At 60.4% G+C, this 15,108-nt stretch carries 10 protein-coding genes; 5 read left to right on the plus strand and 5 right to left on the minus strand.

Features of this window, described 5'->3' with window-relative positions; translation table 11 throughout:
• Window positions 1-148: 148 nt before the first annotated feature.
• The 5 genes from AC3WP4_RS04680 to tpx all read right to left on the minus strand — a co-directional run bounded on the left by AC3WP4_RS04680 (window position 149) and on the right by tpx (window position 9,827).
• Window positions 149-1,630, minus strand: a complete 1,482-nt coding sequence (locus AC3WP4_RS04680; protein WP_102614336.1) for an efflux transporter outer membrane subunit — start codon at window positions 1,628-1,630, stop codon at window positions 149-151.
• The gene (locus AC3WP4_RS04685; RefSeq protein ID WP_102614337.1) at window positions 1,627-4,734 is read right to left on the minus strand and encodes an efflux RND transporter permease subunit; all 3,108 of its coding nucleotides are present in this window, start codon (window positions 4,732-4,734) and stop codon (window positions 1,627-1,629) included. Before AC3WP4_RS04685 ends, AC3WP4_RS04680 begins: the two co-directional genes overlap by 4 nt.
• Entirely contained in the window at window positions 4,731-7,835 is a 3,105-nt protein-coding gene (locus tag AC3WP4_RS04690; RefSeq protein WP_102614338.1) for an MdtB/MuxB family multidrug efflux RND transporter permease subunit, read from the minus strand. Before AC3WP4_RS04690 ends, AC3WP4_RS04685 begins: the two co-directional genes overlap by 4 nt.
• The gene (locus AC3WP4_RS04695) at window positions 7,832-9,148 is read right to left on the minus strand and encodes an MdtA/MuxA family multidrug efflux RND transporter periplasmic adaptor subunit (RefSeq protein WP_074876799.1); all 1,317 of its coding nucleotides are present in this window, start codon (window positions 9,146-9,148) and stop codon (window positions 7,832-7,834) included. Before AC3WP4_RS04695 ends, AC3WP4_RS04690 begins: the two co-directional genes overlap by 4 nt.
• Window positions 9,149-9,326: 178 nt before the next feature.
• A complete protein-coding gene (gene tpx, locus AC3WP4_RS04700; protein ID WP_033054703.1) occupies window positions 9,327-9,827 on the minus strand; it encodes a thiol peroxidase in 501 nt (166 codons plus the stop codon).
• A 286-nt stretch (window positions 9,828-10,113) separates the two neighbouring features.
• On the opposite strand from tpx, the gene AC3WP4_RS04705 reads away from it, so the two are divergent.
• The 5 genes from AC3WP4_RS04705 to AC3WP4_RS04725 all read left to right on the plus strand — a co-directional run bounded on the left by AC3WP4_RS04705 (window position 10,114) and on the right by AC3WP4_RS04725 (window position 15,104).
• Entirely contained in the window at window positions 10,114-10,539 is a 426-nt protein-coding gene (locus AC3WP4_RS04705; protein ID WP_102614339.1) for a YciI family protein, read from the plus strand.
• A gap of 272 nt (window positions 10,540-10,811) precedes the next feature.
• The gene (locus AC3WP4_RS04710; protein WP_102614340.1) at window positions 10,812-11,603 is read left to right on the plus strand and encodes a hypothetical protein; all 792 of its coding nucleotides are present in this window, start codon (window positions 10,812-10,814) and stop codon (window positions 11,601-11,603) included.
• A 10-nt stretch (window positions 11,604-11,613) separates the two neighbouring features.
• Complete coding sequence (locus AC3WP4_RS04715) at window positions 11,614-13,065, plus strand: DUF1254 domain-containing protein (protein ID WP_102614341.1); 1,452 nt, start codon at window positions 11,614-11,616, stop codon at window positions 13,063-13,065.
• Between the two features lie 90 nt (window positions 13,066-13,155).
• Window positions 13,156-14,109, plus strand: coding sequence for a SphA family protein (locus tag AC3WP4_RS04720; protein ID WP_074880705.1), 954 nt, complete (start codon window positions 13,156-13,158; stop codon window positions 14,107-14,109).
• A 14-nt stretch (window positions 14,110-14,123) separates the two neighbouring features.
• The gene (locus AC3WP4_RS04725) at window positions 14,124-15,104 is read left to right on the plus strand and encodes an AAA family ATPase (RefSeq protein ID WP_102614342.1); all 981 of its coding nucleotides are present in this window, start codon (window positions 14,124-14,126) and stop codon (window positions 15,102-15,104) included.
• Window positions 15,105-15,108 lie beyond the last annotated feature (4 nt).

Genomic DNA, 15,108 nt, shown 5'->3' on the forward strand with positions numbered 1-15,108 from the left:
GTTCGGCTGCGCAGCAGTCGTGAAATCAGACGACTCGGTGTTTCAGGGAGACCGCATATACAGGTTTTACGGCTGCTGCGCAGCCGAACGCAGCCTCGCAGGCTCGACAGCTGCTACAAAGTATCGAGTTGCCTTCAGAGAAGGGGATCTACTCTTTTTCGCTCACTTGCAACGCCCCATCCCAACCACCGCCCAAGGCCGCGATCAATTGCACGCTGGCAATCAACCGGCTCTGCAACAGGCTCAGCACGCTGCGTTCATTGTTCAACGCTGTGGCCTGAACCACCACCACGCCCAGGTAAGCAATCACACCGGCCTTGTACTGGTTCTGAGTCAGGCGCAAGGATTCACGCGCCGCGTCCAGTGCTTCCTGGCGCACGCCCGCTTCGTCTTCCAGGACCTTGAGCTGCACCAGGTAGTTTTCCACTTCACGGAAGCCGTCGAGCACCGTCTGACGGTACTTGGCCACGGTCTCGTCGTAGGCCGCTTCGCTGCGGTCAACTTCTGCGGAGCGCTGGCCGCCGTCAAACAAGGTCATGGCCAATTGCGGTCCGACCGACCAGAAGCGGTTCGGCACGCTGATCCAGTTGGAAGTGGTGCTACTGCTGTAACCGCCGTTCAGACTCAGCGTCAGGTCCGGGTAATAAGCCGCCTTGGCCACGCCGATGTTGGCATTGGCCGCCATCACCGAACGTTCGGCGGAGGCGATGTCCGGGCGGCGCTCGAGCAATTGCGAAGGCAGGCTCAGCGGTATCTGGGGCAACGCAGGAATGTCTTTGGTTTCAGCCAGGTTGAACTCGGCCGGCGGTAACCCGATCAGGACGGCAATGGCATTCTCGAATTGAGCCCGCTGCCAGATCAAATCAACCATGTCAGCCTGGGTGCTCTTGAGTTGAGTCTGGGCCTGCGCCACCGCATCCTTGCCGGAGACACCGGCGCGGTACTGGTTTTCAGTCATTGTCAGCGAGCGCTGATAGGCCTCGACCGTCGCTTCCAGCAGGCGTTTCTGCTGGTCGATCACGCGCAGTTGCAGATAGTTCTGCACCAGTTCCGACTGCTGGCTCAAGCGCATCGCCGCCAGATCGGCATAACTTGCCTCGGCGTTGGCGGTGTCGGCTTCAAGGCCTCGACGCAACTTGCCCCAAACGTCGGCCTCCCAACTGACCCCGGCCTGTGCGGTGTAAGTGTCGCGAATCCCGCTGGAAGAACTGGTCAGGCTCGAACTGCTGCTGCCGGTGCCCTGGCTGGAGCGGTTTTTCCCGACGGTCAGGTCGACGGTCGGGAAAAACGCGCCACGGGCACTGCGCACCAAGGCCTGGGCCTGACGGTACTGGGCCTCGGACTGCGCAACGGTCTGGTTGGCACTGTTGAGTTTTTCGATCAGGCCGTTGAGCTGCTGATCGCCATACAACTCCCACCAGGCGCCACGGGTCAGGGAATCGCTGGGATTGGCCTGACGCCAGCCTGCCGCTTCCTTGTATTGCGCCGGCGCAGCCGCTGGCGGGCGCTGGTAATCCGGGCCGATGGCGCAGGCGCTGAGCATCGCCACGCACAGCGCCAGGCTCAACAAACGCGAGCCTCGGGCCGATACCAGCGGTGCAGCCAGAGTGATAAGCGAACGGTCAGTCATAGCGGAGTTTCCAGAGCAGCATCGGTACGCACCCCACGCCAGTGGTTGAAGCGATGGCGCAGTTTGTCGAGATAGAGGTAAACCACCGGGGTGGTGTAAAGGGTCAGCACCTGGCTGAAAACCAGCCCGCCAATGATTGTCAGGCCCAGTGGCTGACGCATTTCCGCACCTTCGGCGCGGCCCAGCAGCAACGGCAACGCGCCGAGGATCGCCGCCAGGGTGGTCATCAGGATCGGCCGCAGACGTTGCAGGCAAGCGCTGCGAATCGATTCCAGCGGCGCCATGCCCTGATGCCGTTCCAGCTGCAAGGCCAGGTCGATCATCAAAATGGCGTTTTTCTTCACCACGCCGATCAGCAGGAACAACCCGAGCAACGAGATCAGGCTGAACTCACCGCCCAGCGCGTAAATCGACAGCAACGCGCCGACCCCGGCAGATGGCAAGGTCGAGAGAATGGTCAGCGGATGGATGTAGCTTTCATACAGCACACCGAGCACCAGATACACCGCCACCAGCGCCCCGAGAATCATCCACGGCTGGCTCTTCTGGGTCGCGGCAAAGGCGTCGGCAGTGCCGGCCATTTTCACGATCACGTCTTCCGGCATGCCAAGTCTGGCGATCGCCCGCTCGATGGCCGCTGTGCCCTGCTCCACCGCCACGCCTTCGGCCATGTCGAAGGAAATGCTCTCGGAGGCGAACTGGCCTTCGTGGCTGACGCGGTCGTCTTCCAGGCTGTTTTCGTAATGAGCGATGGTCGAGAGCGGAATCCGTGCACCGTCAGCCGTGATCACCTGGACCTGATTAAGCGTGATCGGGTCCTGGGCATATTTCGGATTGACCTCCATGACCACCTGATATTGATTAAGGCTGTCGTAAATCGTCGAAATCTGCCGCTGGCTGTAGGCGTTGTTCAGCACCGCGGTGACCATGTCCATGTCGACGCCCAGGCGTTTGGCCTGATCACGATCGACGATCAGGGTCACCTGTTGGGCGCCGCGCCCTTCACGGGCGTCAATCGCCGTCAGCTCCGGCAAGGTCTTGAGTGCAGTAACGACTTTCGGATACCACTGGCGCAACTCGCCGAGGTCGGCGCTTTGCAGGATGTAGGAATACTGCGACGTGGTCTGTTCCCGGCCACCACCAAACTGCAGGTCCTGATCGGCCATCAGCATCAGTTGCGCGCCGGCGACCTTGGGCATTTCCTTGCGCAAACGTTCGATGACCTTTTGCGCGGACAGGTTGCGCTCCTTGATCGGTTTTAGCCGCACCAGCATGAAGGCGTTGTTGGTGCCGTTGGTGCCGCCGATGAAGCCGGCGACGCTTTGCACCGCGTCATCCTTGAGCACGGCGCGGCGGAAGGTTTCCATTTTCGGCTGCATCACACTGAATGACAGTCCGTCGTCGCCGCGCACGAAACCGATCAGCTGGCCGGTATCTTGCTGAGGCATAAATGTTTTAGGAACAACGACATACAGCGCAATGTTAACGCCAACCGTAACGATAAGACTAAGCAAGGTCAGCCGGCGATGACGCAGCACCCAATCCAGGCTTGTGGCGTATTTGCCGACCATCCACTCGTTGGCGCGCTGACTCCAGCGCTGCAGACGGTTTTCCTCACCCGGCGTATGCGGCTTGAGCCAACGGGCACAGAGCATCGGCGTCAGCGTCAAGGAAACCACCAGCGACACCACGATGGACGCCGCCAACGTGATGGAAAACTCGCGAAACAGGCTTTCGACGATCCCGCCCATGAACAGGATCGACAGGAACACCGCCACCAGCGAGGCGTTCATCGACAGCAAGGTGAAGCCGACTTCCTGCGCCCCGAGGTACGCGGCCTTCATCGGCGGTACGCCTTTGTCGATGTGCCGCGAAATGTTCTCCAGCACCACAATGGCATCGTCCACCACCAGCCCGGTGGCCAGGATCAGCGCCATCAGCGACAGGTTGTTCAGGGAGAATCCGTAGAGGTACATCACCGCAAAGGTGCCGACCAGCGACACAGGCACCGCAAGGGTCGGAATCAACGAGGCGCGGAAGTTACCGAGAAACAGGAACACCACCAGGATCACCAGCGCCACGGCAATCAGCAGGGTCATTTCCGCTTCATGCAGGGTCGCCTTGATCACCGGCGACCGGTCCATCGCTACGTTCAGCTTCACGCTGGCCGGCAACACGGCCTGCAACGCCGGCAGTTGAGCCTTGATTTCGTTGACCGTCTCGATGATGTTGGCGCCAGCCTGGCGGTTGATCACCAATAGTACCGCCGCGTCGTTGTTGAAGAAGCCGCTGTTGTAGCGGTCTTCGACGCCGTCGCTGACCTTGGCCACGTCCTTCAGGCGCAGGGCCGCGCCGTCCGCGTAGTGAATGATCAGCGACTCGTAATCCTTGGCTTTCTCCAGTTGATCGTTGGCCTGAACCTGCCATAGCCGCTGGCCATCTTCGACCGACCCTTTGGGCCTGCGCACGTTGGCATTCGCAATGGTGTTACGCACATCGTCCAGCGCCACGCCGTACTGGTTGAGCGCCTGCGGTTCGAGTTCGATGCGCACCGCCGGCAAGGAACTGCCGCCGATCTGCACTTCGCCGACGCCCTGCACCTGAGACAGGCTCTGGGACAGAATCGTCGAGGCCAAATCGTAGAGCTGGCCCTTTTCCAGCACGTCAGAGGTCAGCGACAGCACCATGATCGGCGCCTGGGACGGGTTGACCTTCTTGTAGGTCGGCATGCTGCGCATCCCGCTCGGCAGCAAATTGCGCGAAGCGTTGATTGCCGCCTGCACTTCCCGCGCGGCGCCGTTGATGTCGCGGTCCAGGTCGAACTGCAAAATCACCCGGGTCGAGCCCTGGCTGGAGCGGCTGCTCATGGTGTTGACCCCGGCAATGGCACCGAAGGAGCGTTCCAGCGGCGTGGCCACCGTCGAGGCCATGACCTCCGGGCTCGCACCGGGCAGACTCGCCTGGACCACGATCACCGGGAAGTCCATCTGCGGCAACGGCGATACGGGCAACAGGCCGAAGCTCACGCCGCCCAATAGCAGGATCGCCAGGCTCAGCAACATCGTTGCGACCGGGCGCTTGATAAAAGGTCCGGACAGGTTCATGGCTGCTCTGCCGCGTCCACGGTTTCAGACTTGCGGCCCCAGCGCCGACCGAGGCGGTCGAAGTACAGGTAGATCACCGGAGTGGTAAACAGCGTCAGCACCTGGCTCAGCAACAAGCCGCCCACCATCACCAGACCCAACGGTTGACGCAGTTCCGCGCCGGAACCGGTCGCCAGCATCAGTGGCACCGCGCCGAACAACGCGGCCAGTGTGGTCATCAGAATTGGCCGGAAACGCAGCAGCGCCGCCTGATAGATCGCCGTTTCCGGATCCATGCCCTGATTGCGTTCAGCGTCGAGGGCGAAGTCGATCATCATGATCGCGTTCTTTTTCACGATACCGATCAACAAAATGATGCCTATGATCGCAATCATCCCTAGATCATTGCCGCTCAACAGCAACGCCAGCAAGGCACCGACCGCCGCCGAGGGCAAGGTCGAAAGAATGGTGATCGGGTGGATGTAGCTCTCGTACAGCACGCCGAGCACGATGTACATGGTGACCACCGCCGCCAGAATCAGCAGCAAAGTGCTCGACAGCGACGCCTGGAATGCCTCGGCCGCGCCCTGGAACTGGGTCTGCACGCCAATCGGCATGCCGATGTCTTTCTGCACCTGGTCGATGAGTTCCACCGCATGCCCCAGCGCCACGCCGGGCGCGAGGTTGAACGACATCATTACCGCCGGGAACTGACCGATATGAGTGATCGCCAGTTGGGCCTGACGCTCTTCCATGTGCGCCAGACTGGACAGGCGCACTTGCCCGCCGTCGGTGGTTTTTACGTGAATCTGGTTCAGCGCCTCCGGGCCTATCTTCTCGCCCGACTGCGATTGCAGCACCACGCGGTACTGGCTGGCCTGGGTGTAGATGGTGGAAATCTGCCGCTGACCGAATGCGTCATACAGCGCATCGGTGATGTTCGACACCGACACACCGACCCGCGACGCCGCATCGCGGTCGATCACCAGATACACCTGCAAGCCCTTGTCCTGCAAATCGCTGGCAACGTCGGTCAGCTCCGGCCGTTGGGCCAGGGCGTCCACCAGACGACCGCTCCACAGACTCAGCAGCTCGGAATCCGGCGACGACATGCTGAACTGGTATTGAGTCCGGCTCACGCGATCTTCAATGGTCAGGTCCTGCACCGGTTGCATGAACAGGCGGATGCCAGTGAGTTTGTCCAGTTCCGGTTGCAGACGTGCGATCACCTCGGTGGCGCTCAAGTCGCGATTGCTGTGGGATTTGAGATTGATCAGCAGACGACCGCTGTTCAGCGTCGCGTTGTCACCGTCAACGCCGATATAGGACGACAGGCTCTCCACCGCCGGATCCGCCAGGATCACTTTAGCCAGTTCCTGTTGACGGTCGCTCATGGCCGCAAAGGAAATCGACTGCGGCGCTTCGGAAATGCCCTGGATCACCCCGGTGTCCTGCACCGGGAAAAAGCCCTTGGGCACCACCATGTAAAGGAACACGGTCAACACCAGCGTGCCAACGGCCACCAGCAGGGTCAGCGGTTGATGCTTGAGAACCCACTTTAACTTGCGCCCGTAAGCCGCGATCATCCAATCAATTGTGGCGCCGCTGGCCCGGTAGAAACGGCCCTGATCTTCTTCCTTCGGCTCACGTTTGAGCAGTCGTGCGCACATCATCGGCGTCAGGGTCAGGGAGACGACAAGGGAGATCAGGATCGCCACCGCCAGGGTGATGGCAAATTCGCGGAACAGCCGCCCCACCACGTCGGCCATGAACAGCAGCGGAATCAGCACTGCAATCAGCGACAGGGTCAGGGAGATCAGCGTGAAACCGATTTGCTTGGCGCCCTTGAGCGCCGCATTCAGGGGGCTGTCGCCCTCTTCTATAAATCGGGAAATGTTCTCCAGCATGACGATCGCATCGTCCACCACGAAACCGGTGGCGATGGTCAGTGCCATCAAGGTCAGGTTGTTGACCGAGAACCCCGCGAGGTACATCACGCCGAAGGTGCCGATCAACGACAGTGGCACTGCAACCGACAGGATGATCGTGGCGCTGGCTCGACGCAGGAACAGGAAGGTCACCATCACGACCAGCGCAATGGCGATCAACAATTCGTGCTGCACGTCGGTGACCGAGGCGCGGATGGTCTGGGTGCGGTCGGTCAGCACGGTGACTTCGAGACCCGCCGGCAGGTTGTCGGTGATGCTCGGCAGCAGGGCTTTGATCCGGTCGACCACTTCGATGACGTTGGCGCCAGGCTGACGCTGGATGTTCAGCAGCACCGCCTGGTTTTCATTGGCCCACGCCGCCAGACGTTCGTTTTCCGCGCCATCGACGATCTCTGCCACGTCCTTCAACCGCAACGGCGCGCCGTTGGCGTAGGCGAGAATCAGGTTGGCGTAGTCCTTGGGCGAGGTCAGTTGATCGTTTGCATCGAGCATCGACACCCGGGTCGGGCCGTCGAAGTTGCCCTTGGGCTGATTGACGTTGGATGCACCGATCAGGGTGCGCACGTCCGACAGGTTCAAGCCATTGGCCGCCAGTGCTTCAGGGTTGACCTTGATCCGCACGGCCTGACGCTGGCCGCCGGCAATGCTGACCATGCCGACGCCGCTGATCTGGGCGATTTTCTGCGCCATGCGCGTGTCGACCAAGTCATTGAGCTTGGGCAGCAGCATGGTTTTGGAGCTGATGGCCAGTGTCAGCACCGGGGTGTCCGCCGGGTTGACCTTGTTGTACACCGGCGGCGCCGGCAGGTCCTTGGGCAGCAAATTGGTCGCAGCGTTGATCGCCGCCTGCACCTGCTGCTCGGCGACGTCCATGTTGATGTCGAGGCTGAAACGCAGGGTCAGCACGGAAGCGCCGCCGGAACTGGTCGACGCCATCTGGGTCAGGCCGGGCATCTGCCCGAATTGACGTTCAAGGGGCGCGGTCACAGCACTGGTCATGACATCCGGGCTGGCACCGGGATACAGCGTCATGACGCGGATGGTCGGGTAATCGACCTGTGGCAATGCCGACACCGGCAACAGCCGATAGGCGATCACGCCGGCCAGGATAATGGCCAGCATGCTCAGGGTCGTGGCGACCGGGCGAAGGATGAACAGCCGCGAGATGTTCATGCGCCGCCCTTTTTCGCCTTGTCGGTGGTCGTCGCGTCAGGCACCGTGGCGGCCGATTTGCCTTGCAGGTGCCCGGTCGGGGTGGTCGGTACATCCTTGGTGTCGTTGACCACTTCCACTTCGCTGCCTTCCTTCAAGCGGTCGGTGCCTTCAAGGACCACGCGCTCCCCTGCGGCCAGGCCTTCGGTAATCACGGTGTTTTCACCATTACTGGCACCGACTTTCAACTGGCGAATCGTGACTTTCTTGTCGCCGTCGAGAGCGTAGACAAACGTACCGTTGGTGCCGAACTGGATCGCTGCCGAAGGTGCGAGCACCACGTCTTTGAGGGTGTCGGCCAGCAGGTGGACGTTGACGAACTGGTTGGGGAACAGCGCCTGATCGCGGTTCTCGTAACGAGCCTTGAATTTCAGTGTGCCGGTGGTGACGTCGATCTGGTTGTCCAGGCTCTGCAAGACACCGGTGGCCTGCAACTTGGTGTCGCCGCGGTCCCAGGCTTCGGCGGGCAATTTGGCGCCGGTGCGATAACGGGCCAGCACGGTTTCCAGGCTGTTTTCCGGCAAGGTGAAGGCAACGCTGATGGGTTGGGTCTGGGTGATGATCACCAGCGCGGTGGTGTCGTTGGCTGCCACCAGGTTGCCGACATCCAGCTGACGCAAGCCCACACGCCCGGCAATCGGCGCACGGATCTTGGTGAATTCCAGATTGAGCTTGGCGTCGTTGACCGCCGCCTGATTGGTCTTGACCGTGCCCTGATACTGGCCCACCAGCGCTTCGGCGGTGTCCAGGGTCTGCTTGGCGATACTGTCTTCGCGATACAGGCCGCGATAGCGTTCGACATCGACCTGGGCGTTTTTCAGTTGGGCCTGGTTCTGCAGCAACGTGCCTTCGGCCTGAAGCAAGGCGTTCTGGTAAGGACGCGGGTCGATTTCAGCCAGCAGATCGCCCGCCTTGACCATCTGCCCTTCCTCGAAGGAAATCTTCATCAGTTCACCGCCAACACGGCTGCGCACATTGATGGTGTTCAGCGCCGTCACAGTGCCCAGCGCCTTGTAGTACAGCGGGAAATCACCCTTGACCGCTGGCGCGACACGCACCGGAACGGGCCCGGTTGCCCCGCCGAAACCGGGACGCATTCCCCCCGACCTGCCGGTTTGCCCGGCAACGGCTTTTTGCCCAGCGCCCTCTTTTTGGGCAGTGCCGGCGGGCCAGAATTTCCAGCACAGGCCAGCGATGACCAACAGGACAAGCAGGCCGAACAGCCAGCGACGGGGACTACGGGAAACGGAGGATTGCATGGAATGATCAACCATTGGGCGCGTGGGCTTCTTCTACAGGAGGCTGAACGATAAGCACTGGCGGGCATTAAGCAAAGCGGCTTTACCGGCAATTTACCTTCGGCTTACGTAACAGGAGATTTATCTAAGACACTGAAGCACAAATGAAAACGGCCTGGACAGGGCCAGGCCGTTAACAATTGTAATGCTTTACTTATTTAAGAACGGCAAGTGCTGCTTCGTAGTTCGGTTCGTCAGCGATTTCCTTGACCAGTTCGCTGTGCAGAACATTGTCGTTTTCGTCCAGCACCACGACGGCACGGGCGGTCAGGCCTTTGAGCGGGCCGTCAGCGATGGCAACGCCGTAGTTCTCGATGAACTCTGCACCGCGCAGGGTCGACAGGTTCTGTACGTTTTCCAGGCCTTCGGCGCCGCAGAAGCGCGCTTGAGCAAACGGCAGGTCAGCGGAGATGCACAGCACGACAGTGTTGGCGACATCACTGGCCTGGGCGTTGAACTTGCGAACCGACGTTGCGCAGGTCGGGGTATCGACGCTTGGGAAGATGTTCAGCACTTTGCGCTTGCCGGCGAAGCTCGCCAGGGTCACGTCGGACAGATTGCCGGCAACCAGGGAAAAGGCTGGCGCCTTGGAACCGGCTTGTGGCAGTTGGCCGTTGACTTGAACCGGGGAGCCTTTAAGAGTGACTTGAGCCATGAACGGAGTCCTTCTGAACGTTGTTGTAGAGAATTTTGAAGAGGCCGAAGTTAACCACGAAATGGCCCGACGACCTATGCCCAGAATACAAATTGTGAAGTGTTGTCCCCCTAAACTGGATACAACTCTGACAATCAACACAATTCCCTTGTGGGAGCGGTGTACAGCGTACCGCCCTCGCCGCCTGCAACCCGGTGTTCATGACGAAAGGCAGCCAGCGTTGTCGATTTAAATGACGGCCATTCGACCAGTCAGTGAGTCACTCACATCCAGCGGAGGCAAGACCATGCGATTCATGATCATTGTGAAAGCCAGCCCCGATTCCGAGGCCGGTGTGATGCCCAGCAAAGAACTGATGACTGCAATGGGCAATTTCAACGAGGAACTGGCCAGGGCGGGAATCCTCATCGACTGCGATGGCCTGCAGCCCAGTAGTAAAGGCGCCCGCGTGCGTTTCTCGGGTGACCAGCGCACGGTGATCGACGGCCCGTTCGCCGAAACCAAGGAGCTGATCGCCGGCTACTGGATATGGCAAGTGGAGTCGAAACAGGAGGCGATCGAATGGGTCAAGCGTTGCCCCAACCCGATGCCAGGCACCGACGCCGAGATCGAGATTCGCCAGGTGTACGAGGCCGAGGATTTCGGGGACGAGTTCACACCGGAACTGCGGGAACAGGAAGAGCGGCTGCGTGCACAGGTGAAGAAACTCTGAATAGTCCGATCGTTGTGGCGAAGGGGCTTGTCCTCTCGCCACATCAAGCAGTCCGTCGATCTCAACCTCCTCTGTTTCGTATTAACTTTTTAGTACGCACAAACTCCCGCTAGCGTGTACAAAAAAACAAAGATCCCCTCATCGACTGGCGAACCCCGAGTTAGCTGCTAGCTTCAACAGACGTGTCCTACAGGCTTGATAGGAAAGAGATTTCGCAGTACGGCCGCCCAGTGCCGAGTTGTCCAATAAGCCACGAAGGAACGGGGGGAATCATGTTGAACAATTGGGGAACACACGCCTTTCTATTGGCAGCATCGATGGCGTCTGCCGTTTATGCCCACGCGGATAACGCCGATACGGCCAACAAAAGTAACAACCCGCTGAACCTGGCGCCCGGCGTCAACCTTCAGGATTACTACACACCCAAGCTTTACGACACCAATGCCCACACCAACGACCTCCTGATGCGCGGCACTTTGCCCATCGCACCCAATGACTTCATTGGTGTGCCGCAATTGCTGCGCGCCACCGTGCCGATCAGCACTCGCCCCGATCCAAACGGCGGCTACAGCACTGGTGAAGGTGATCTGAATATTTTCGACATCTTCCTTCTCAAGACTGACGGTGTGCAGCTGGGTATCGGCCCCCAGATCACCGCACCCACTGCCGACCAGGACGAACTGGGCACTGGCAAATGGCAGGCGGGCCTGGCGGCCATTGCAATTGATTCATCGCCTCGAGGCCTGCTCGGCGCATTGGTCCAGTACCAGAGTTCGTTCGCCGGTGACCATGATCGCGCCCACGTCGAAACCGCAACCCTGCAACCTTTCATCATCCATAACCTGGAAAAGGGTTGGTATTTGCGTTCGACCGGCATCTGGACGTTCGACCTGAAAAACGACACCCATTACATCCCCATCGGGTTCGGTAGCGGCAAAGTGTGGAAATCAGGTTCCAATATTCTCAATGCCTTCATCGAACCTCAGTGGACAGTGGAACGCAAAGGCGATGGCCTGCCGCAGTTCACGCTGTTTGCCGGGATCAATGTCACGTTTGGCAAATAAGGACTTTCCTATGCACGGTGCAATTCGCGCAGCCGGTTTCAGCCTGATGACCATGTTTGTCAGTTGCGGTGTCGGCGCCCAGGAGCTGGATACGCGGATCGGCAAGATCGCGATGGAAGGCGAACTGCCGGCCCATGAATCCATTGCCAAACTCTACGCCGAGCTGGATTTCCAACAGGCGACCCAGAGTTACCTGTGGGCCTTGCCGCTGGTGTCCTACGCGCAATGGCAGAAAGCGTTTCGCGACAAACTCGGCGCCCACAGCGGCGACCTGATGGTGCTCGACAGTTACGAAGACAAACTGGGTGTGATCACCGCCAACGCCACCACGCCGTACATCCTCGGTTTCGTCGACCTGAATGAAACCGGTCCGCTGGTGATCGAACTGCCGCCCGGCCCGACGGCGGGTGGTGTGGGTGATTTCTGGCAGCGTGCAATCATCGACATGGGCCAGACCGGCCCCGACAAAGGCAAGGGCGGCAAGTATCTGGTGCTGCCTCCGGGTGCCGAGCCACCGGCCGACGCTGGCAAGTATTACCTCGCCAAGTCGGAAACGATGAACGTGCTGGTGGGTTTTCGCGTCCTCGATCCCGACCCGGCCAAGGGCAAGGCGCTGGTCGAACAGTTCAAGATGTACCCGTACGCCAAACGCGCCGAACCGGCCAAGACCCAACTGCTCTCCCCCGGCGGCAAGGCCTGGTCCGGCACCCAGCCGCGCGGCCTGGCTTATTGGGAACGGCTGCATCAAATCATTCAGAAAGAACCGGTCAACGAACGTGATCGCTTCTACATGGCAATGCTGGCCAGCCTGGGCATCGAAAAAGACAAACCCTTCAACCCCAACGACAACCAACGCAAGGCGCTGGAACAAGGCGCACAAGTCGGAGAGCTGATCGCCAAGGCCAACACGTTCGCCAAGCGTTTTCCAGACGCCCAGTACTGGACAGACCGGCAATGGGACACCGTGCTGAACATCGCCGAGCCGTCCCAGCGTGTGGCTTATTACGACCAGTTGTGGGAGCGCAGCGCCTGGTTCTACGAAGCGGTGACCAACACCAAGGGCATGGTTTCCAAGACACCGGGCCTGGGCCAGACCTACCTCGGCGCCTACACCGACGCCAAGGGCAACTGGCTCGACGGTGGCAAAAGTTATCGCCTGCACGTCGGCGCCAACCCGCCGGCCAAGCAGTTCTGGTCGATGACCGTCTATGACATCGACAGCCGCTGCCTGATCGACAACCCGCAGCGCAAGGCCGATCTGTCGTCCCGTCAGGATCTGAAAAAGAACCCTGACGGCTCGGTGGACCTGTACTTCGGCCCGACCGCGCCACAAGGGTTCGAAAACAATTGGGTGCAAACCGTGCCGGGCAAACACTGGTTCAGCTATTTCCGTCTGTACGCACCCACCGAAGCCTACTTCGATAAAAGCTGGAAACTCGACGACATCACGGCTGTGGAATGACGCCCAAGCGTTTTATAAGGAAGTTTCATGAATAACCGCATGCTGCTCACCGCACTGTCGATCGCCCTGAGCACCAGCGCTTGGGCCGTCATGCTCAGGCCTTATGTTGTGCGTCCTTTACTGGCCCTGTGCGTGCTCGGTACAAGCCCACTGACTCTCGGGGCGGAGGGCGGTGTCGGTCGGCCGATCACCGGGCAACAGGTGTTTTCCAATGCCGGGATCGTGCCGCCAGAACCCGGCTGGGTCACGTCCTTCACCAGCATCTGGTATGACGGTGAGCTCAAGGGTGGCAAGGGTGCGCCGATTTCCGGTGAAGTCGGTGTAGGCCTGGACATGAAAGTCTCCTACACGATGGCCAACTTCACCCATATCTGGGACACCGGCAAAGGTCGCTGGAACTACGCCTCGGCCATCGGCGTGCCGGTGCAGTACACCGACGTCAGCATCAGTATTACCGGCCCGCGCGGGCGGACACTGGGCACCGAAGACACCGGCACACAGTTCGCCGACATGCTGATCACGCCGATCGCCGCCGGCTACCACTTCGACGAGGTCAACCACCTCTCGCTTTCCTTGCCGATCTACGTGCCGACCGGTGCCTATAACGACGATCGCCTGGCCAACCCCGGCCAGAACACTTACACCTTCATGCCCACCGTGGCCTTCACCCATCTGGACGGCAAGGGCGGCGAGTTCACCCTGTCGAGCGGCCTGGAGTTCTACACCGAGAACGACGCCACGGACTATCGCAACGGCAACATCTTCACCCTCGATGCGCTGTGGACCCACGGTTTCGGCAATGGCTGGAGCGCCGGCATTGTCGGCGGTTACGTGCAGCAGATCACCGATGACAAGGGCCAGACCGCCGATTCACTCAACGGCTTTCGCGGCCGCTCCGTCGGAGCCGGTCCGGTGGTGGGTTGGGCCGGAAAATTTGCCGATGCCCAGGCCAGCGTCAGCGCGCGCTGGGTACCGGAGTTCGACACCAAGAACCGCCCTGAAGGCAACGGCTTCAGCGTCAACCTGACGTTGGCGTTTTTCTAGGAGAGGAACATCCCATGACTGCACTCCAAGACCTCAACGCCCTGCAAGCCAGCATCGCCGAAGCCGTACTCGGCCAGGATCAGGTGATCCGCCAGATTATCCTCGGCCTGTTGGCCAACGGGCACTTGTTGCTCGAAAGCCTGCCCGGCCTGGCCAAGACCCGCACGGTCAAGGCGCTGGCCAAACACCTGGACGCGAAGATGAGCCGCATCCAGTTCACCCCCGACCTGCTGCCGTCAGACATCACCGGTGCCGAGGTGCTGCACCAGATCGATGGCAAGAACGAGATCCGGTTCCAGCCCGGCCCGCTGTTCGGCAACCTGATCCTGGCGGACGAAATCAACCGCGCCCCGGCCAAGGTACAAGCGGCATTGCTTGAAGCCATGGAAGAACGGCAAATCACCGTGGCCGGCAACAGCCATGTGCTGCCGGAGCTGTTCATCGTGGTGGCGACCCAGAACCCGATCGAGCAGGAAGGCACTTACCCGCTGCCGGAAGCGCAGATGGACCGGTTCCTGATGAAAGTTCTGCTGGATTACCCGAGCGCAGAAAACGAAAGCCAGGTGCTGCGCCTGTTGCGTGAAGAGGAGTTTGCGCTGGGCGCGAAAACGGCTGCGGTGCAAGGCTTCGCGCTATCCCAGGAGGTGATCTTCGCAGCGCGTCGGGAAGTCAGCGCCATTCACGTGTCCCCGGCCATCGACCGCTACCTGATCGACCTGATCAATGCCACCCGTCACCCGGCCGATTACGATGCCGACCTCGGTCGCTGGATCGCCATCGGCGCCAGCCCTCGCGGCGGTATCGGCCTGGATCGTTGCGCCCGGGCCGATGCCTGGTTGCAGGGGCAGGATTTTGTCTCGCCGGACAACGTTCGCGCCGTGGTGCATCCGGTGCTGCGCCATCGCCTGCAACTGAGCTATGACGCGGTCGCTGACGGTGTCTCTGCCGATCAGGTGCTTGATCGCCTGCTCGACAACGTCGCGATTCCGGCCTGAGGTT

The sequence above is a fragment of the Pseudomonas sp. FW305-20 genome (genome assembly GCF_058788075.1).